20 protein-coding genes are annotated in these 19,369 nt (G+C 46.0%); 17 read left to right on the top strand and 3 right to left on the bottom strand.

Annotation, left to right across the window (positions count from 1 at the left end; all coding sequences use genetic code 11):
- Positions 1 to 41: 41 nt before the first annotated feature.
- Positions 42 to 2,612: a penicillin-binding protein 1A gene (locus tag DYB02_RS15365; protein WP_029804285.1), complete on the bottom strand. Its 2,571-nt coding sequence runs from the start codon at positions 2,610 to 2,612 to the stop codon at positions 42 to 44.
- Positions 2,613 to 2,754: 142 nt separating this feature from the next.
- Between DYB02_RS15365 and pilM the strand changes: the two genes are divergently transcribed.
- The 14 genes from pilM (at position 2,755) to rplI (ending at position 13,969) form a co-directional block, all read left to right on the top strand.
- Positions 2,755 to 3,771, top strand: coding sequence for a type IV pilus biogenesis protein PilM (gene pilM / locus DYB02_RS15360; RefSeq protein WP_005496568.1), 1,017 nt, complete (start codon positions 2,755 to 2,757; stop codon positions 3,769 to 3,771).
- Positions 3,755 to 4,333 (top strand): PilN domain-containing protein, encoded by a 579-nt coding sequence (locus DYB02_RS15355; protein WP_015297396.1) that lies wholly within the window; start codon positions 3,755 to 3,757, stop codon positions 4,331 to 4,333. Before pilM ends, DYB02_RS15355 begins: the two co-directional genes overlap by 17 nt.
- Positions 4,326 to 4,919: a type IV pilus inner membrane component PilO gene (locus tag DYB02_RS15350; protein WP_005480482.1), complete on the top strand. Its 594-nt coding sequence runs from the start codon at positions 4,326 to 4,328 to the stop codon at positions 4,917 to 4,919. Before DYB02_RS15355 ends, DYB02_RS15350 begins: the two co-directional genes overlap by 8 nt.
- Complete coding sequence (locus DYB02_RS15345) at positions 4,909 to 5,424, top strand: pilus assembly protein PilP (RefSeq protein WP_017449464.1); 516 nt, start codon at positions 4,909 to 4,911, stop codon at positions 5,422 to 5,424. The genes DYB02_RS15350 and DYB02_RS15345 overlap by 11 nt, the downstream gene beginning before the upstream one ends.
- A gap of 31 nt (positions 5,425 to 5,455) precedes the next feature.
- Entirely contained in the window at positions 5,456 to 7,204 is a 1,749-nt protein-coding gene (locus DYB02_RS15340; RefSeq protein WP_005488227.1) for a type IV pilus secretin PilQ, read from the top strand.
- Positions 7,205 to 7,392: 188 nt separating this feature from the next.
- Complete coding sequence (gene aroK / locus DYB02_RS15335) at positions 7,393 to 7,911, top strand: shikimate kinase AroK (RefSeq protein ID WP_005381319.1); 519 nt, start codon at positions 7,393 to 7,395, stop codon at positions 7,909 to 7,911.
- Between the two features lie 31 nt (positions 7,912 to 7,942).
- The gene (gene aroB / locus DYB02_RS15330) at positions 7,943 to 9,043 is read left to right on the top strand and encodes a 3-dehydroquinate synthase (protein WP_005496576.1); all 1,101 of its coding nucleotides are present in this window, start codon (positions 7,943 to 7,945) and stop codon (positions 9,041 to 9,043) included.
- Between the two features lie 52 nt (positions 9,044 to 9,095).
- Positions 9,096 to 10,613 carry an SPOR domain-containing protein gene (locus tag DYB02_RS15325; protein ID WP_025532850.1) on the top strand — a complete coding sequence of 506 codons (1,518 nt, stop codon included), beginning with the start codon at positions 9,096 to 9,098 and terminating at the stop codon, positions 10,611 to 10,613.
- Positions 10,614 to 10,682: 69 nt separating this feature from the next.
- On the top strand, positions 10,683 to 11,522 hold the full coding sequence (locus DYB02_RS15320; protein ID WP_005486862.1) for a Dam family site-specific DNA-(adenine-N6)-methyltransferase: 840 nt from the start codon (positions 10,683 to 10,685) through the stop codon (positions 11,520 to 11,522).
- A gap of 101 nt (positions 11,523 to 11,623) precedes the next feature.
- A complete protein-coding gene (rpe, locus tag DYB02_RS15315) occupies positions 11,624 to 12,295 on the top strand; it encodes a ribulose-phosphate 3-epimerase (protein WP_005496581.1) in 672 nt (223 codons plus the stop codon).
- Positions 12,296 to 12,538: 243 nt separating this feature from the next.
- Positions 12,539 to 12,928, top strand: a complete 390-nt coding sequence (rpsF, locus tag DYB02_RS15310; RefSeq protein ID WP_005381299.1) for a 30S ribosomal protein S6 — start codon at positions 12,539 to 12,541, stop codon at positions 12,926 to 12,928.
- Positions 12,929 to 12,936: 8 nt separating this feature from the next.
- Entirely contained in the window at positions 12,937 to 13,239 is a 303-nt protein-coding gene (gene priB / locus DYB02_RS15305; protein ID WP_005467185.1) for a primosomal replication protein N, read from the top strand.
- Positions 13,240 to 13,255: 16 nt separating this feature from the next.
- Complete coding sequence (rpsR, locus tag DYB02_RS15300) at positions 13,256 to 13,483, top strand: 30S ribosomal protein S18 (protein ID WP_000090472.1); 228 nt, start codon at positions 13,256 to 13,258, stop codon at positions 13,481 to 13,483.
- A 33-nt stretch (positions 13,484 to 13,516) separates the two neighbouring features.
- On the top strand, positions 13,517 to 13,969 hold the full coding sequence (gene rplI / locus DYB02_RS15295; RefSeq protein ID WP_005480442.1) for a 50S ribosomal protein L9: 453 nt from the start codon (positions 13,517 to 13,519) through the stop codon (positions 13,967 to 13,969).
- 83 nt (positions 13,970 to 14,052) lie between these two features.
- On the opposite strand, the gene DYB02_RS15290 is transcribed toward rplI, so the two are convergent.
- Entirely contained in the window at positions 14,053 to 14,817 is a 765-nt protein-coding gene (locus tag DYB02_RS15290; RefSeq protein WP_029806380.1) for a DUF481 domain-containing protein, read from the bottom strand.
- A 311-nt stretch (positions 14,818 to 15,128) separates the two neighbouring features.
- On the opposite strand from DYB02_RS15290, the gene DYB02_RS15285 reads away from it, so the two are divergent.
- The 3 genes from DYB02_RS15285 to DYB02_RS15275 are packed head-to-tail and all read left to right on the top strand — an operon-like array spanning position 15,129 to position 18,819.
- On the top strand, positions 15,129 to 16,529 hold the full coding sequence (locus tag DYB02_RS15285; RefSeq protein WP_005455859.1) for a replicative DNA helicase: 1,401 nt from the start codon (positions 15,129 to 15,131) through the stop codon (positions 16,527 to 16,529).
- Between the two features lie 13 nt (positions 16,530 to 16,542).
- Positions 16,543 to 17,619, top strand: coding sequence for an alanine racemase (alr, locus tag DYB02_RS15280; protein ID WP_005496583.1), 1,077 nt, complete (start codon positions 16,543 to 16,545; stop codon positions 17,617 to 17,619).
- Between the two features lie 3 nt (positions 17,620 to 17,622).
- Complete coding sequence (locus tag DYB02_RS15275) at positions 17,623 to 18,819, top strand: BamA/TamA family outer membrane protein (RefSeq protein ID WP_029845808.1); 1,197 nt, start codon at positions 17,623 to 17,625, stop codon at positions 18,817 to 18,819.
- 54 nt (positions 18,820 to 18,873) lie between these two features.
- On the opposite strand, the gene DYB02_RS15270 is transcribed toward DYB02_RS15275, so the two are convergent.
- Positions 18,874 to 19,293 carry a secondary thiamine-phosphate synthase enzyme YjbQ gene (locus tag DYB02_RS15270; RefSeq protein WP_029806651.1) on the bottom strand — a complete coding sequence of 140 codons (420 nt, stop codon included), beginning with the start codon at positions 19,291 to 19,293 and terminating at the stop codon, positions 18,874 to 18,876.
- Between the last annotated feature and the right edge of the window lie 76 nt (positions 19,294 to 19,369).

The following is a 19,369-nucleotide window of genomic DNA, read 5'->3' as shown; positions in this document are numbered from 1 at the left end:
GGAGAGCCAACGCTCTCCCCTTATCTTTTCTTTCGTTTGGTTTAGAACAACTCTTCCGTTGTGCCACCAGAACCGCTTGAATAAATGCTGTCTTCGAGGCTGTTACCAACGTATTCGGTTGGCTCCGTGCCTTTCTCAAAGTATTCAAACATGGACGTGCTATCGACTTTATGAGTCAGCAGACCGCTGTTGCGATCGATGCGAACGCGCACGATGTCATCTGGGATATTCTTGCCTTGTTCTGGCTTGCCTTCCAATGCCACTTGCATAAAGTCAATCCATGCTGGCTCTGCTGTTTTCGCTCCTGATTCAGCACCAGATACTTGGCCTTGACCCAAATTGCTGTTCACCGTCGTGCGGCCTAACGCGCGTGAGTGATCATCGAAGCCCACCCATGCAATCGCAACTACGCCCGGACCATAACCGTTGTACCATGCGTCTTTTGAATCGTTAGTCGTACCAGTTTTACCACCAATATCACGACGCTCAAGTTTTTGTGCACGCCAGCCGGTACCGTTCCAGCCAGTTCCTTCACGCCAGTTGCCGCCACCCCAGATGTTGCTGTACATCATTTCACGCATCAAGAATGCGTTTTGTTCAGAGATCACTTGTGGTGCGTATTTTGGTTCATCATTTTCTAGTGCGTTCTCTGGAGCTTGGCCATCAACGGCAACGTCTTGCTCACCGAACTCACTGGCAAAGCGATCCATTTCTGGTTGTGGGCTCATTTGTGGGCAATCTTGATGACAAACGCTCTTAGGGTTGGCTTTAAACAAAACTTCGCCAAATGCATCTTCAACGCGTTCTACGTAGAACGGCTCAACATAGTAACCGCCGTTTGCAAAAACCGAGTAACCTTGTGCCACTTTCATTGGCGTTAAGCTACCCGCACCCAATGCGATAGTTTCTGAGCGAGGTACTTCGTTGATATCGAATCCAAAGCGAGTTAGGTACTGACGAGTTTCATCCAGACCCACTTCACGTAAGGTACGAACCGCCATTACGTTTTTCGATTGCGCTAAGCCAATGCGAAGGCGAGTTGGACCGCCGTAAGTTGGAGGCGAGTTCTTTGGTCGCCATGCCGATCCTGAACCTGCGTCCCATTTGTTGATTGGCGCATCGTTGATTAGAGTTGCTAACGTTAGGCCTTTATCGATAGCGGCTGAGTAAATAAATGGTTTGATACTAGAACCAACCTGACGCACGGACATGGTTGCGCGGTTAAACTTGCTGTGAACAAAGTTAAAACCACCTACTAGTGACAAAATGCCGCCATTTTCAGGATTCATCGCGACAAATGCGGTGTTCGCGCTAGGCACTTGGCTTAGCTTCCAGCTGCTTTGAGTGTTGCCATCTTCATTGGTGGTCGTTAGCTCGCGAACCCAAATTTGTTCACCTGCAGCTAAAACCTCTTGTGCAGATTTTGGCGTTGAACCTTGACGGTTATCGGTGAGGAATTTGCGTGCCCAGTTCATGCCAGTCCAAGGGATGGTTTGTGCGTCGTTATTTTTCACAACAACTTGTGCTGTTTTGCCTTCCACTTTTGTCACGACCGCAGGGTAAAGATCGCCGTAAGTTGGCTGGCCTTTTAGATGCTTCTCAATTTGTTCTGCATCCCAAGCGGCTTCCCCTTCTTTCCACAACACTTTTTCTGCGCCGCGGTAGCCATGACGCTCGTCATAAGCCATTAGGTTGTTTACCGCAGCCTTATTGGCAGCGTCTTGCAGTTTAGAGTCAACTGTCATGTAGATATTTAAACCCGACGTATAGGCTTTCTCTTCACCGTACTCTTTTACTGCCCATGCACGTGCAAGCTCGGCAACGTAAGGCGCAGACACTTCAATTTCTGCACTGTGGTAACGAGCAATGATTGGTTCGTTACGTGCTTCATCGAATTGTTCTTGCGTAATGTATTTTTCATCGAGCATACGCATTAGCACAACGTTACGACGTTTTGTTGCACGTTCTAGCGAGTAAATTGGGTTCATGGTTGAAGGGGCTTTTGGCATCCCCGCAAGTGTCGCAATTTCACTAAGCGAGAGCTCATTTAGGCTCTTACCAAAATACACCTGAGCTGCTGCACCAAAACCGTATGAGCGATAGCCAAGGAAGATCTTGTTAACGTAAAGTTCCATGATCTCTTGTTTGCTCAGCAGTTGCTCAATGTGAATGGCAATGAAGATCTCTTTGATCTTACGCATTAGTTTCTTCTCGTTGGATAAGAAGAAGTTACGCGCTAGCTGCTGAGTGATGGTACTCGCGCCTTGCTTTGCTGAGCCGGAAAGAGCAACCACGACAGCTGCACGAGTAATACCGATTGGATCGATACCAGGGTGCTCGTAAAAACGGCTGTCTTCGGTGGCGATCAGTGCGTGAATTAGGTCTTGAGGAATTTCATCGTAAGTAACAGGAATACGACGCTTTTCACCAAACTGTGCGATCAGCTTCCCGTCTTGACTAAATACCTGCATAGGTGTTTGTAATTCAACGTCTTTTAGAGTTGCAACGTCTGGCAATTCAGGCTTCACGTACTGATAGAAGCCAAAAATTGTGGTGACTCCAAGAATTATGCAAATCAATGTTAAAAATAATAAACGCTTTATGAACTTCACCGGAGAATCCCTGATTGGTTGAGGCTGTGTAACGGCAAACCCTTGTACTCTTAGGTCAAAAATTTAGCACATAGAGATATTAACTCTTATTTGGGTGCTAATAACAACCTTTGCGCGAAGAAATTTCGGAGCGAGAGTAGAGATGGATAAGCTAATCGTTACCGGCATAGATATTGGCCATAACAGCCTCAAAGCCGTAGTACTTAAACCCATTGGCGATCAATACGCCTTACTGGGTTACAAAGAAATATTACTTAAGGAAGGTATTGTCGCTGAAAATAACACTATAAATCATCAAGAAATTGTAAAGACCCTAAAGCAGATGAAAAAAGAGCTGCCTTTTGGGGCCAAGCGAGTGGCAATTTCTGTTCCAGACAACTCAGTTATTAGCAAGAAACTGCAAATCGAACAAAGCCTTGATGAGAGCGAAATCGAGTTTGCGGTGGTACAAGCTTTTTCTCATCAATCTCCTTTTCCTGTGGAAGAACTGAGTTTGGATTTCGTACGCCTTCGTGCGGAAGAAGGGATGCGTGGAACGGACAGTTATCAAGTATTCGCTACGCGCAAAGATGTGGTTGAAAGCCGAGTTGAAGCGTTACAACAGTCTGGTTTAAAGCCTGTGTTGGTTGACGTGCACTCTCAAAGCCTAGGTCATATCTGGAAGCTTGCCGCAGAGCGTTTTCCTGAAAAAAACAAATACTGTTTGTTAGACATCGGCTCGTTAGCGAGTTCATTCACCATGTTTACCGAGCAAGGCGAACTGTTTCATAAGGAGTTTGCGTGCGGTACTCGTATCTCAATGGGGACGTCACAAGAAGACTTACTTTCTGATGATGCTCAAGCCAAAACGGAACAGTTCAATCGTCAAGTGGTTGAGCGCGTAAAACGTCAAATGCAGCTCTATACCTCGATCAACGGTTCGCAAAACATCAAAGGCATTTGGTTATCGGGCGAGGGGGCATCAACGCCAATGTTGGCAGAAGAGCTGTCGCATCAGTTGGCATTGGAGTGTGAGTTGTTAAACCCACTCGGACTGTTTGAAATGAAAGTGTCGAAACGCAAGCGCCGAGCGGCCGATTGGCAACATTTTTCGACGGCTGCAGGGCTGGCGGTGCGTGGCATTCATTGGTTAGGAGGTGTGCGTGCTGTATCGCATTAACTTATTGCCTTGGCGCGAAAATCAAAGGGAAGAGCATCGTCGTCGATTTGTCGGTTTAGTGGTATTGGGCGTCATGGTGGCGTTGGGGATTCAGTGGGGCGTTGGCAAATATTATGAGTATCAACAAGATCTTCAACAAGAGCGACTCGACTATCTAACAACGTACATTTCTGATCTAGATAAGCGGATAGAAGCGATGAAGATCGCGGAGCTTGAACACAGCAAAATCTTGGAACGCTTGAAAGTTGTGGAAGCGTTGCAAAATGGTCGGAATAAAACCACTGATTTTATGAACCTCATGCCTGCTGTTATTCCAGAAGGCGTATATGTCGACAAGATCAAAATGAACGATCTAGAAATTGAAATCTCAGGTATTTCAGACAGTACACCACGGCTAGCAACCATGCTCGATAACATGGAACGTTCTGCCAAGCTACTGGACGTTGAAATGCACTCTATCGTGCACGGAAAAGCCCGTTTTGGTAAAGAGTTTCAGACCTTTAAAGTGTCCTTCATGTTTAACACGGTAGAAGAGAAGAAAGAGGGAAAACAACATGGTTAATTGGCAAGATCTAGAAATGGATGAGATTGCTGAATGGCCATTACTGCCTCAGCTTGTAGTGATCTGCCTGCTTGTTCTTCTTATCCAAGGGTTTGGTTATTGGTTTTACTTAAAGCCAGAAGAGGCTCGCTTGAACAATTTGATTCAAGAGGAGCAAACATTAAAAGTGGCATTGCGCATAAAAGCCAACAAGGTGGCTGCATTGCCTCAGTTGCAATCTCAACTGGACGAGCTCACTACGCGTTATGAGTTGCTGTTGCAACAACTACCGGCACAAAAAGAGTTGGCCACAATGTTGGCGTCGGTAAACGAACTCGGTATCGACAACAAGTTAACGTTTACTCGAATCGATTGGGGAGAAAAGCAATCTGAAAACTTCCTGTATCGATTGCCACTAAATATCGAGCTAACAGGTGATTTCCACGATATCGGTCGTTTTTCACAGGCCATTGCCACACTGCCACGAATCATCACCTTTAAAGATGTGACTTGGCAGCGTGTCAGCCAAGAGAGTGAAACTTTGCACTTCCGAGTGAGAGCAAACACTTATCAGTTCAAGCCTGAGGAAAAGAAAGATGAAAAATAAATCTTTGCTGACGGTGTTGGTAAGCGCTCTATTGGTCGGGTGCCAGGCGAATGATGAATCATTAACGGATTTTATTCGTGGTGTTGAAAGCCAGGCGCGGCGAGATGTGGAGAAACTCAAACCTGCTGACAAATACATCGCAGTAGCGTATGCCCCAGGAGTGATGCGTGCTCCTTTCGAATTGCCCAAAGAGGCGACCATCGCGACTCAACCTGTGGCGAGAAAAGATTGTTGGCAACCGCCGAACCGAGCGAGATCTGGCAAGTTAGAAAAATTCCCACTCAGCCAACTTCGTTTAAAAGGAGTGATGGGTATGGGGAACACCGTTTCTGGTTTAGTTCAAGCCCCGAATGGCACGGTTTACAAAGTGAAACCAGGTCAATACCTCGGGCGTAATAACGGTAAGGTCACCCATGTTACCCACTCCTATTTGTTGATTAATGAAACCTTGCCCGATGGTTTGGGGTGCTGGCAAAAACGTAAAGTTAAGTTGGCTTTGAGATAGATATAGCTGCATTTATTTTTGATATTGAGTAATGAAAATGAGACAAGGATTAACACGTACACCAAGGATGCTTACTGGGCTCTTCTCCTTATGGTTGTTTTTACTTCTGGCCCCTTTAGCAGCAGCAGAAGATGTACAGTCTAATGCGCTCAAGAGCATCGACTTTCGCACTAACAAAAGCAAAGATGCCGTGATTGTGGTGGAGCTTGCATCCCCGGCGGCTATTGTTGATGTTAAACGTGTTCAAGAAGGATTAAGCATTGATTTAATGAACACGTCGGTAAAAGACGAACAGCTTTACCTTCTCGACGTGAAAGATTTCGCGACGGTGGTGGAAAGTGTGGAAGTGTTCCGCGATACCTCCACCACACGATTAGTTGCGTATATCGATGAAGAATACACGCATGACTATCGTTTGACGGGGCGTTATCTTGAAATCACTGTCAGCAAGCTTAAACCAAATGAAAAAGTGCCAGACAAGAGCATCTTAGAAAAAGAAGGCAAGCTGATCTCTATTAACTTCCAAGACATTCCTGTGCGTAACGTTTTGCAGCTGATTGCAGATTACAACCAGTTTAACTTGGTGGTTTCGGATTCTGTCGAAGGCAACCTTACACTGCGTCTTGATGGTGTGCCGTGGCAGCAAGTGCTCGACATCATCTTGCAAGTGAAAGGGTTAGATAAGCGTGTTGATGGCAACGTGATTTTGGTCGCCCCGACCGATGAGCTGGATTTGCGCGAGAAGCAGCAGTTAGAAAAACAAAAGCTGACGGAAGAAATGGGTGAACTTTCATCAGAAATCATCAAAGTCAATTTTGCTAAAGCTTCGGATATTGCAGAGATGATTAATGGTGAAGGCAACATTAGCATGTTGTCAGAGCGTGGCAGTATGACCATTGATGAGCGAACCAATTCGCTATTAATCAGAGAATTGCCAGAGAACATCGCCGTTATTCGCGAAATCATTGAATCGCTCGATATCCCAGTCAAACAAGTACAAATTGAAGCCCGAATTGTCACCATCAGTGAGGGTAACATGGATGAGTTAGGTATTCGTTGGGGCTTCACATCTATTAATGGTAATAACACCGTTGGTGGCTCTATTGAGAACAACCTAGCGACAATCGGTTTGTACGAAGGTGGTGGTGATGGCGAAGGTGAAGAGGGTGGTGATGGTGTTGGTATCGATGATTTTCTTAATGTGAATTTAGCCGCGACCAACCCGAATGCGGCGAGCATTGCGTTCCAAGTGGCAAAGTTAGGTTCTGATACATTATTGGACTTAGAGCTGTCTGCATTGCAGCAAGAATCAAAAGCAGAAATCATTTCTAGCCCACGATTGATCACGACCAATAAGAAGCCCGCGTACATTGAACAAGGTACCGAAATTCCTTATCTAGAATCTTCATCGAGTGGTGCAACGTCAGTGACCTTTAAAAAAGCGGTGTTGAGCTTGAAGGTGACACCGCAGATCACACCTGACAATCGTTTAGTGTTGGATCTGAGTGTGACCCAAGACCGACCTGGTAAGGTAGTGAAAACGGGTACAGGAGAGGCAATGGCAATTGATACGCAGCGCATTGGCACCCAAGTTCTGGTTAATAATGGTGAGACGGTTGTGCTCGGTGGTATTTTCCAGCACAGCATTACTAACTCAGTGGATAAAGTGCCATTGTTGGGCGATCTTCCGCTATTAGGCGCACTTTTCCGCCGAAGTTACGAAAACGTTGGTAAAAGTGAGTTGCTAATTTTCGTTACGCCTAAGGTCGTTATTCAGTAGTGGCTATCAAGTAAATAGGCGATTAGATCAAAAATAAAGTTGCATTAGTGGCACCATGCTTGGATAATTTCGGGTCTTATCACGAATTATCTGTGAGGAACTGGTGCCACAAGCCTTGTAGAACAGCGGTTTAGCTGTGTTTTCTTGTGGCGATCTTATTGAATCAATGTTGTAAATTACTGCTAAACATGGCTGAGAAACGTAATATTTTCCTTGTTGGCCCAATGGGCGCCGGCAAAAGTACAATTGGTAGACATCTAGCACAGCAACTGCATATGGAGTTTGTTGACTCCGATACAGTGATTGAAGAACGCACTGGTGCAGACATCTCTTGGGTTTTTGATGTAGAAGGTGAAGAAGGCTTCCGTAAGCGTGAAGAAGCGGTACTTGAAGATCTGACTCAAGAACAAGGCATCGTGCTGGCAACTGGCGGCGGCTCTGTGAAAAGCAAAGAGAACCGTAACCGTCTTTCTGCTCGCGGTGTAGTTGTTTACCTAGAAACGACAATTGAAAAGCAACTTGCACGTACTAACCGTGACAAGAAGCGTCCTCTACTTCAAACGGACAACCCTCGTGAAGTATTGGAGCAATTAGCTGAAGAACGTAACCCGTTATACGAAGAAGTAGCGGATTACACTGTTCGCACTGACGATCAAAGTGCAAAAGTGGTAGCCAACCAGATCGTAAAAATGCTAGAAGAGAGATAAGTACTTATCTTCTTTTAATTGGAGCACACCGATGGAACGGATTACGGTCAATCTAGCAGAGCGTAGCTACCCAATCTCTATAGGCGCCGGGTTGTTTGAGGACCCGGCGTACCTTTCTCAAGTTCTCTCAAACAAAAATACCAATCAAAAAGTCGTTGTGATCAGTAATGTCACAGTGGCACCTTTGTATGCCGATAAAATCCTTCATCAACTAAAACAACTTGGTTGTGATGCTTCGTTACTTGAGTTGCCTGATGGCGAGCAGTACAAAAACCTGGATGTGTTTAACCAAGTCATGAATTTCCTGCTAGAGGGAAGTTATGCTCGTGATGTGGTCATTATCGCCCTCGGTGGTGGTGTAATCGGAGATCTCGTCGGGTTTGCTTCAGCCTGTTATCAGCGAGGTGTGGACTTTATCCAAATTCCAACGACGTTGTTGTCCCAAGTGGATTCTTCCGTTGGCGGCAAAACGGCAGTCAATCATCCGCTAGGTAAAAACATGATTGGCGCATTTTACCAACCGAAAGCGGTGATCATCGATACCAACTGTTTATCGACGCTACCTGAGCGTGAATTTGCTGCTGGTATAGCTGAAGTGATCAAATACGGCATTATTTATGATGGTGCATTCTTTGATTGGCTGGAAGAAAATTTAGACCGTTTATACACGTTGGATGAAGACGCGCTTACCTATGCTATTGCACGTTGCTGCCAAATTAAAGCTGAAGTGGTTGCACAAGACGAAAAAGAGTCTGGAATTCGAGCGTTGCTCAATTTGGGTCACACTTTCGGTCATGCGATAGAAGCTGAATTAGGCTACGGCAATTGGTTACATGGTGAGGCGGTGTCTTCTGGTACGGTGATGGCGGCCAAAACGTCACTTCTGCGTGGACTGATTTCTGAAGAGCAGTTTGAGCGTATTATTGCATTGTTGCGCAGAGCGAAATTGCCAGTCCACACACCCGACAGCATGAGTTTTGATGACTTTATCAAGCATATGATGCGTGATAAAAAAGTGCTGTCAGGTCAATTGCGCTTAGTTCTACCAACCGGAATTGGCAGTGCGGAAGTGATAGCCGATACTTCACAAGAAGTGATTCAGCAGGCTATTGATTTCGGTCGCAATATTTAACCTTGTAATGACGCCATCTGGCGTCATTCTTGTTGTTTAAGAAGGTTATTAGATGAGTTTTGCTCACGTTTTGGAATTAGATTCTCAAACCGAGTTATTGGATAGATTGGAGTTGTTGACCAACTTTGGATCCAACCTTATTGCGATCAATGGCCCTGATGGGTATGGAAAATCTTGGCTGGCGCAACGATACCTTGAGTTGGGGGCGAGTAACAAAAATCAATGTTTGTTACTTTGCCATGCGACCCAAGATGACGTGCAGCGTCGCGTCCTCATCTTGAGTCAGCTGGTTTCCGATGCATTGTTTAATCAACAAGAGCCTTTACTCGACAGTCTAGAGCGTATTCTCGAAGGTGAGCCTTGCGATATTGCGATTGTTATTGATGACGCTCATTTACTTAGTGAAACGCTCGTTTCGGAGTTATGGACGTTAGTCTTAGAGGCGCATGAAAAGCCGAACTGGACGATCAACGTGTTGCTTTTTACTCAGTCTGGGCGTTTGGAGTCGGTCTTGTCTCGATTGAGTTATGGGCAAGAACTTAAGCCAGTTGAACTTGATATTGATATGCTATCCGAAGTGGAAGCGCGTCGTTTCTTCGAATCACTAGTGGTTAGGTATGTCGATGACGATGCGGAGAAACGTGTTCGAGATGCATTTAAGAAAGTCGACCCGATTCCGGGTGACATCATGGCATTAGGAGAGATGAAAGTGGAAAAAAGGATCATTATCCGTTCAATTGTCGGATCGCCACTCAACATCGCATTAGTGGTTTTGGTGCTACTGTTGCTGGCCGCTGGTGGTTATTGGTGGATGTTTAATCAGCCAAGCCCAGATGACAAAGCGCAGCAGATCACGGGAAGCATTGAGCAAACTGCCATTCCGACACTCACTGAGCCGACTCTTTCGCCATCAGAATCTAATTTAACCTCAGTGACTGACGACTTGCCAAATGACGGCGATTTATCAGATGCGACTGACGATTCCAACTCATTGCCACCAACGGTGACAGAAGAAGTAGCAAGCGTCGGAAATGATGACACCCAACAGCGTGTGGTGATTGAATCTGACGTGGTTGATGCTCTGTTAGAAGGTAAGCCTGAGCAAGCGAATACAGACAATATTAAAGCGTTAGTAGAAGGGGCTGAACCTCAAGCGAAAACCCAGTCAGAGACAAACTCTTCTTTGATTAAAGTGGTGAAGCCAAGCGATGCCGCATCAGAAGAGGTTGCTAAAACAGAGACGACCTCAAGTAAACCTATCGTCAAATTCTCGTTTTCACGTGAAGAGTTAAAAGCGTTATCTCCAAGAGCGTACACCTTGCAGTTAGCAGCCATGACATCAATGGAAGATGTGCAAGCTTTTCTTGATGAGCATCAGCTGAATAACAAGGTACGCATTTATCCGACGGTTCGCAGTGGAACGGAATGGTACATCGTGACTTACCAAGATTATCCGACAATTCAAATGGCTCGAGACGCGGTAGAGAAGCTGCCAGATTCACTTAAGTCGGTGAGCCCATGGGCAAAATCGCTAGGCCAAGTTCATCGAGAAATTGATCGCGTGAAATAATCCTGAGCTTCGCTGAAAAATATGTTACATTCCGCAGCCTTAATTTTTGGTCGATAGATAGAGCAGTAGATGAAAAAGCAGCGAGCCTTTCTTAAATGGGCAGGAGGAAAATACGGACTGGTTGAAGACATCCAACGTCATTTGCCACCGGCTCGAAAGCTGGTTGAACCTTTTGTTGGTGCTGGCTCGGTTTTTCTTAATACCGACTATGACCACTATCTGTTGGCGGACATCAATCCCGACCTGATTAATCTCTACAACCTGCTTAAAGAGCGTCCTGAGGAATATATCTCAGAAGCGAAGCGCTGGTTTGTCGCCGAAAACAATCGCAAAGAAGCGTACTTAAGCATTCGTGCTGAGTTTAATAAAACCGATGACGTAATGTATCGCTCACTTGCATTCCTTTACATGAACCGCTTTGGTTTTAATGGTTTATGCCGCTACAACAAAAAAGGTGGCTTCAACGTGCCGTTTGGCTCTTACAAAAAACCTTATTTCCCAGAGGCGGAATTGGAGTTTTTTGCCGAGAAAGCCAAAAAAGCTACGTTTGTGTGCGAAGGTTATCCTGAAACATTTCGTCGTGCGCGCAAGGGCAGCGTTGTGTATTGCGATCCACCTTATGCGCCACTTTCAAACACGGCAAACTTCACTTCATACGCAGGTAATGGTTTCACGTTGGACGACCAAGCGGCACTAGCCGACATGGCAGAAAGAACGGCTACTGAGCGTGGGATTCCGGTGTTGATTTCAAATCACGACACAACACTAACGCGCCGCCTTTACCACGGTGCGGATTTAAGTGTGGTGAAAGTGAAACGCACCATTAGCCGAAACGGTAGTGGTCGTAACAAAGTTGACGAACTGCTCGCCTTGTTCAAAGCGCCGGAATCAGATAGCGCTGCTTCATAGTTCTGACACTATTTTCTCTAAATAGTGGATCTCCCCACTGGCTTCGGTAGAATTGCGCGCAAATTGGTTTGCTGTTTTGCTCGTCACTACTGAGGTCAGGTATGAAAGATTTTCTTATTGCTCCATCCATTTTATCGGCTGATTTTGCACGTCTAGGTGAAGACGTAGAAAAAGTACTCGCAGCGGGTGCAGATGTGGTGCATTTCGATGTTATGGATAACCACTATGTACCAAACCTGACTTTTGGTGCTCCTGTGTGTAAAGCGCTACGCGATTACGGTATCACTGCGCCAATCGACGTTCATCTAATGGTAAAACCGGTAGATCGCATCATCCCTGATTTTGCGAAAGCTGGCGCATCAATGATCACTTTCCACGTTGAGGCCTCTGATCACGTAGACCGTACTCTTCAGCTTATCAAAGAACACGGCTGTAAAGCGGGTGTGGTATTAAACCCAGCAACACCGCTTGCGCATCTTGAGTTCATCATGGACAAAGTTGACCTGATTCTACTGATGTCGGTAAACCCAGGCTTTGGTGGCCAGTCATTCATTCCTCACACGCTAGATAAACTTCGCGCTGTTCGTAAGATGATCGATGAGTCTGGTCGCGATATCCGTCTGGAAATCGATGGTGGTGTGAAAGTCGACAACATTCGTGAAATTGCTGAAGCAGGAGCGGACATGTTTGTGGCGGGTTCTGCGATTTTTAGTCAGCCAGATTACAAACAAGTGATCGACCAAATGCGCACTGAGCTTGCTCAAGTAGAATAAGTGCTAAAAATAAGCGTTATAACGCTCTGATTTTAAAGGCTGCCACTTTGCTGGCAGCCTTTGTCGTTTCTGGCACGAGCCAAACAAAAATATCCCGCGCGCTGCGCAAATAATCACTTGCCTATTTTGCGGCCTTTCTGTACTATTCGTGCTCCTTAAACTCAGTCAATTTTCTTTAGTTCCTTGCTTCCTCTGGACGACTGAGCCATTTGTGGAAGCTGAATAATCCGTAAGGAGCAACCCATGCGTCATTACGAAATCGTATTCATGGTGCACCCAGATCAAAGCGAGCAAGTTGCTGGCATGATCGAGCGTTACACTGGTTCTATCACTGAAGCTGGCGGTAAAATCCACCGTCTAGAAGACTGGGGCCGCCGTCAACTGGCTTACCCAATCAACAAGCTTCACAAAGCTCACTACGTTCTAATGAACGTTGAAGCTGACCAAGCTGTAATCGATGAGCTAGAAACTGCTTTCCGTTTCAACGATGCAGTTCTACGTAACATGATCATGCGTACTAAAGCAGCGATCACTGAGCAATCTATCATGCTTAAGCAAAAAGAAGAGCGTGCTCCACGTCGTGAAGAGCGTTCTGAAGCTAAGCCTGAAGCTAAATCAGAAGCTGCTGAGTAAGTTTTGTTATGACCAACCGAATGGAGCTGAGCGGCACCATTGCCAAACCGCCCATTCGTAGCAAAAGCCCTGGTGGCATTGAACACTGTCGGTTTTGGTTAGAGCATCGCTCTACTGTTATCGAAGCTGATTTACCGAGACAAGTTTATTGTCGTATGCCGGTAGTCGTCAGCGGGCTTAGGTCACAAGCAATTACTCAGAATTTAGTACAAGGCAGTAACATTAAGGTAAGTGGTTTTGTCGCTTATCAGACCGGCCGAAATGGCGTTGGGAAATTAGTGTTACATGCCGACAATATTACTCAAATTTAAGATCAGGAGATAGCCCATGGCTCGTTTCTTCCGTCGTCGTAAATTCTGCCGTTTCACTGCAGAAGGCGTACAAGAGATTGATTACAAAGACGTAGCAACTCTTAAAAACTACATCACTGAAGCTGGTAAAATCGTACCTAGCCGTATCACTGGTACAAGCGCTAAGTACCAGCGTCAACTAGCACGTGCTATCAAGCGTTCACGCTACCTAGCTCTACTACCGTACACTGACAAGCATCAGTAATCGGTTCCGTTTATTAAGAAAGAGGATTAAGCAATGCAAGTTATTCTACTTGATAAAATCGGTAACCTAGGTGGTCTTGGCGATACAGTAAACGTTAAATCTGGCTACGCTCGTAACTTCCTTATCCCTCAGGGTAAAGCAGTTATGGCTACTAAAGGCAACGTTGAAATGTTCGAAGCACGTCGTGCTGAACTAGAAGCTAAAGTTGCTGAGCAACTAGCTGCTGCAGAAGCTCGCGCTGAGAAAGTTAACGCTCTAGAAGCAGTTGTTATCGCTTCTAAAGCTGGTGACGAAGGCAAACTATTCGGTTCAATCGGTACTCGTGACATCGCTGAAGCTATCACAGCTGCAGGCGTTGAAGTTGCTAAGAGCGAAGTTCGCCTTCCTGAAGGTGCTCTACGTACAACTGGTGAGTTCGAGATCAGCGTTCAACTTCACTCTGAAGTTTTCGCTACTGCGAAAGTACAGGTTGTTGCTGCTGAGTAATTCAGTATTAAGACGAAATACTAAAAAGCACCTCTTCGGAGGTGCTTTTTTTTGGTCTGAAATTGAGTGATAAAAATTGGAGATTAAAACGCGAAAAGCAGATTGACGGAGAACACACTGTCGGCTTTGCTTAATCCCTCTGGTACTTTATCGTGGTATTGACGCGAGTGAGCCAGTTTCAATGCAATGTCTTCGGTAATGTCATTAGTGACACTGAGTTCGCTATCCACTCGCGTATTACTTCTACCCGTAACAAGCGTGATATCAGCGGCAAAGCTCAAGTTATCCAGAGCGTGCCACGTGGTATTGAGGTTGCCACGGAAAATGCCTTCACGAACGATGTTAGGAAAGACGATATCGTCATCATCAATCTCATCCAAGTTCGGTTCCTGATAACGAAAACCAGGGCCAATCTCAGCTTCTAAGATAAAGTTTTCGGTGTAGGAAAACTGATAACCCAGACCGCCTGATAAGGTGTAATCTTTGAAATAGGCGCTATAGCGCGAATCAACGCCTTTAAAGCTACCATACAAGTAGGTTTTTGGTCCTAACTTGTAGTCACTTTGAACAGAATATGTTGATGAACGTTTGTCTTCTTCGCCGTCTTTGTACAGGTTGTAGTACTTCCATTCACCGTTTGAACGGTGCCTGCCAGACGTATATTCAGCACTCAAACGAGCATTCAGGGAACGAGAGTCCGTGTTACCTGTGTGAGCTTGATAGCCAAACTCTACCTCAGTTTGTAGAGGGTTGGGCACATCAATATTTTGCTCTGGCTGTACTGATTCTTCAGCGTACGATGCAGTCGTGCACAGTAAGCTCAAGCCAAGTAACCAGTATCGGGACACATCAACCTCGAACGTAATTAAAAAGGAGGGGCATGATACTGATACAGATATTTTGTTGGGTCAATGGTAGGTTAAATTTTATTAGAGCTGAATGGAATTCCCACTTATTGCTAAGGCGACACCTGCATCAAATCTTCCGCTTCAATCGTTTTATCTAAGGGTTATATGTTTTGATGAAAGGGGCGAATTTAAAACGTTTAGGCTAGCTATCGGCATGTTGATTTCTTAACAAGTAATTGTCGCTTCGGGGAAGCATCTTAGTTAACTTTAAGGTTATAATCGTGGGTCATTAGTAGTTATCGAGCAAAGTCATGGCGGAAAACAGAAATCGCAAACCTTCAGATAGTCAGGTCGACGCAATCAAAGTGCCACCTCACTCACTAGAAGCAGAGCAATCAGTGATTGGTGGTCTCTTACTGGACAATGAACGTTGGGATACCGTTGCTGAGCGAGTTGTCGCCAGTGATTTCTATAGCCGTCCGCACCGTCTTATTTTTGAAGGTGTGAAAACCATTCTTGAGTCGGGCAAACCGCTTGACCTTATCACTCTGTCTGAGCACCTAGAGCGACACGAGCAACTAGAAGATGTGGGTGGTTTTGCTTACCTTGCTGACTTAGCGAAAAACACGCCCAGTGCTGCCAACATTAATGCCTACGCAGATATTGTGGCTGAACGTGCGATCGTCCGTGGTTTGATTGGTGTTGCGAACGAAATTGCGGACGCGGGTTACGATCCTCAAGGTCGCAGTTCTGAAGATTTGATAGACATGGCGGAGAGTAAAGTTTTTGCTATCGCCGAGTCTCGCACCAGTGAAAACGAAGGTCCACAAAACGTCGACAACATCCTAGAAAAGACGCTAGAACGTATCGAACTGCTGTACAAAACGCCGCAAGATGGCGTGACAGGTGTCGATACTGGTTTTACTGACCTCAACAAAAAGACCGCGGGTCTCCAAGGTTCTGACTTAGTTATCGTGGCAGCGCGTCCATCGATGGGTAAAACCACCTTTGCGATGAACTTGTGTGAAAACGCGGCAATGCAGCAAGACAAACCCGTTTTGATCTTCTCGCTAGAGATGCCGGCGGAACAGTTGATGATGCGTATGTTGGCATCCTTGTCTCGCGTAGATCAAACCAAGATCCGTACGGGTCAGTTGGATGATGAAGACTGGGCACGAATTTCTTCTACCATGGGTATCCTGATGCAGAAGAAAAATATGTACATAGATGACAGTTCAGGCTTAACGCCAACCGAAGTGCGTTCACGTGCCCGTCGTGTTGCTCGTGAGCACGGAGGTCTGTCAATGATCATGGTTGACTACCTTCAGTTGATGCGCGTACCTTCGCTAACCGATAACCGTACTCTTGAGATTGCCGAGATTTCTCGCTCGCTTAAAGCACTGGCGAAAGAGTTGAACGTGCCTGTCGTTGCACTATCGCAGCTAAACCGTTCCCTAGAGCAACGAGCGGATAAACGACCTGTTAACTCGGACTTGCGTGAATCGGGTTCCATCGAGCAGGATGCCGACTTGATCATGTTCATCTACCGTGATGAGGTCTATCACCCAGATAGCCCATACAAAGGCACGGCGGAAATAATTATCGGTAAACAACGTAACGGTCCTATTGGCTCGGTGCGTTTAACATTCCAAGGACAACACTCGCGCTTTGATAATTACGCGGGTCCAGCATTCGATATTGATGATGAGTAATGCTATGAGCTACATGAAAGCCGCAAAAGCATGCATTGACTTGTCTGCGTTGCAGCACAACTTGCAGCGTGTGAAAGCGCAAGCACCAGAAAGTAAAGTGATGGCGGTAGTGAAAGCCAACGGTTATGGCCATGGTCTACGTCATGTGGCGAAACATGCTAACCATGCCGATGCCTTTGGTGTGGCTCGCATTGAAGAAGCGCTGCAACTGCGTGCTTGTGGTGTGGTAAAGCCGATTCTCTTGCTAGAAGGTTTTTATTCGCCGGGCGATCTGCCTGTGTTAGTGACGAACAACATCCAAACCGTGGTGCACTGTGAAGAGCAACTTATCGCGTTGGAACAGGCGGATTTAGAAACGCCAGTGGTCGTTTGGTTGAAGATCGACAGTGGTATGCATCGTTTGGGTGTTCGCCCTGAGCAGTATGATGAATTCATTTCTCGCTTAAAAACGTGCCCGAATGTGGCGAAGCCATTGCGATACATGAGTCATTTTGGTTGTGCGGATGAGCTTGATAGTAGCATCACGCCGCAACAAATTGAGCTGTTTATGTCATTAACCTCGGGCTGTCAGGGTGAGCGCTCGCTAGCGGCATCTGCGGGTTTATTAGCATGGCCTCAAAGCCAATTAGAGTGGGTTCGTCCGGGCATTATTATGTACGGCGTATCACCATTTAGCGACAAAACGGCTCAAGATTTGGGTTACCAACCAGTGATGACGTTGAAGTCTCATCTTATTGCGGTTCGTGAAGTCAAGAAAGGTGAAAGCGTGGGGTACGGTGGTATCTGGACAAGTGAACGCGACACAAAAGTCGGCGTTATTGCAGTGGGCTATGGCGATGGCTACCCAAGAAGTGCACCCAATGGTACACCGGTGTGGGTGAATGGTCGTACAGTACCGATCGCGGGTCGAGTATCAATGGATATGCTGACGGTAGATTTAGGTCCTGATGCCACAGATAAGGTCAGTGACGAAGCGATTCTTTGGGGTAAAGAATTACCTGTCGAAGAGGTTGCGAATCACATTGGTACGATAGCTTATGAGTTGGTGACCAAATTGACGCCTCGCGTCGAAATGGAATATACCAAGTAATCCATGAATAAACGAATCACCTCAATGCTGGCACTTTCTGCCAGCATTTTTTTGTCTTCTCCGGCGCTAAGTTCAGAGAAAGACTCAGCCTTTGTCCCGTTCTATTTCAGTACCGATACGTTGGGCAGTACCGTTGGAGTTGCGGGGGTTGCTAAAGGGGTTGGTCAGCCTCAAGCTGCACTATTTGGTATGGGGCTGTATTCGGAGAAAGACAGCTATATTGGTTTCCTCTCTGCATTTAATTATGCGCTCTCCCCCAATGTGCTGTTCAGTACTCAGATGTACCAAGCTCGTTTTAATGACAGTCCCTATTACTTAGGTGAGCAAGGCGATAACAATTCGTCGTTTGAATCTCAGACGATCACAAACAGTGATGAGCAAAAGTATAAGTTCGAATTCAAATACCTGTTGCCGTGGGGGGCGGTGAACGATCATGGTTTGAAAGGCGCGTTTCTACCCAGCCGCGACGTTCGCAATGCATCGCCTTTGGCGTCGGGCGTTAGCTCTATCCTGCTGACGCCTTTTTATTCTTCACGAGCGTTGGATGTATACAATGATAAGAAAGAGCAAGCTTACGGTTTTACATTGGGTTTTGATTGGGACAACCGCGATAGCGCACGTAACACGACCCGAGGCTCGCATACCTCTTTGAATTTGACGACGGGCGCAGAAAGTGGGCAATCAGAGGATCTGTGGCTAAAGTGGGAATTCCAAAATAGCCAATATTACTCGCTGGGGCCTCTTGGTGATTGGTTTGATCAACAAGTACTGGCCTTGGATTTTTATACAGCCGACACACCAACTTGGAATCAATGTGATGGTGTTGTTTGTAGTCGTCCGCCAGAGCAAGAACAAGTTCGTTTGGGTGGGTTGTACCGTTTGAGAGGCTATACCGCAGGTCGTTACCATGGACGCTCTGCAATTCACTATTCTGCCGAATATCGAGTATTACCAGACTGGCAGCCTCTGGACGACATTCCCATTCTCAATTACTACGATATGCCTTGGTGGCAATGGGTTGCGTTTGTTGAGGTGGGGCGAGTTGCCGATGAATACGATTTAAAAACACTCCATGAAGACATGAAATGGAGCGTCGGTGGCGCGGTTCGTTTCCAAGTTGAAGGTGTTGTGGTTCGCGCTGAAGTTGCCAAGGGTGCAGACGAAGGGACGTTCCGAGTGATGATCAATCAACCCTTCTAAGCAAGATGACAAAAACAAAGGCTAATCTTACGGTTAGCCTTTGTTTTATCCTTCTTACTCGCCATTGATGGTTGCAATGATGCGGCGGCTGCCGCCAAAGTCTCGGTGCTCACCCAAGTAAATACCTTGCCATGTTCCTAATGCTAATCGACCATTTTGGATTGGTATCGTCACACTACTGCCAAGCAGCGATGCTTTAATGTGTGCTGGCATGTCGTCATCACCTTCATAGGTGTGCTGATAATAAGGAGCTCTCTCCGGCACAAACTTGTTGAAATGCGCTTCCATGTCCATGCGCACAGTTGGGTCTGCATTCTCATTTAAGGTCAGACTGGCGGAGGTATGCTGAATAAATAGATGTAACAAACCTACTGAAAGATCGTGTATTTGCGGTAATTGTTGTTCAATTTCATCAGTAATTAGATGAAAACCGCGACTTCTCGCTTTTAATTGCAGTGTTTTTTGTGCCCACATACGTGTTCCTTTGGAAATTTATAAATTGGCGTCTATCCTATTCCAATTAGAGCCTGTCATAAGTAAATGATATGAT

Origin of the sequence: Vibrio parahaemolyticus (assembly GCF_900460535.1) — a bacterium.
GTDB lineage: Bacteria > Pseudomonadota > Gammaproteobacteria > Enterobacterales > Vibrionaceae > Vibrio > Vibrio parahaemolyticus.
This window is presented reverse-complemented; position numbering and strand designations above follow the sequence as displayed.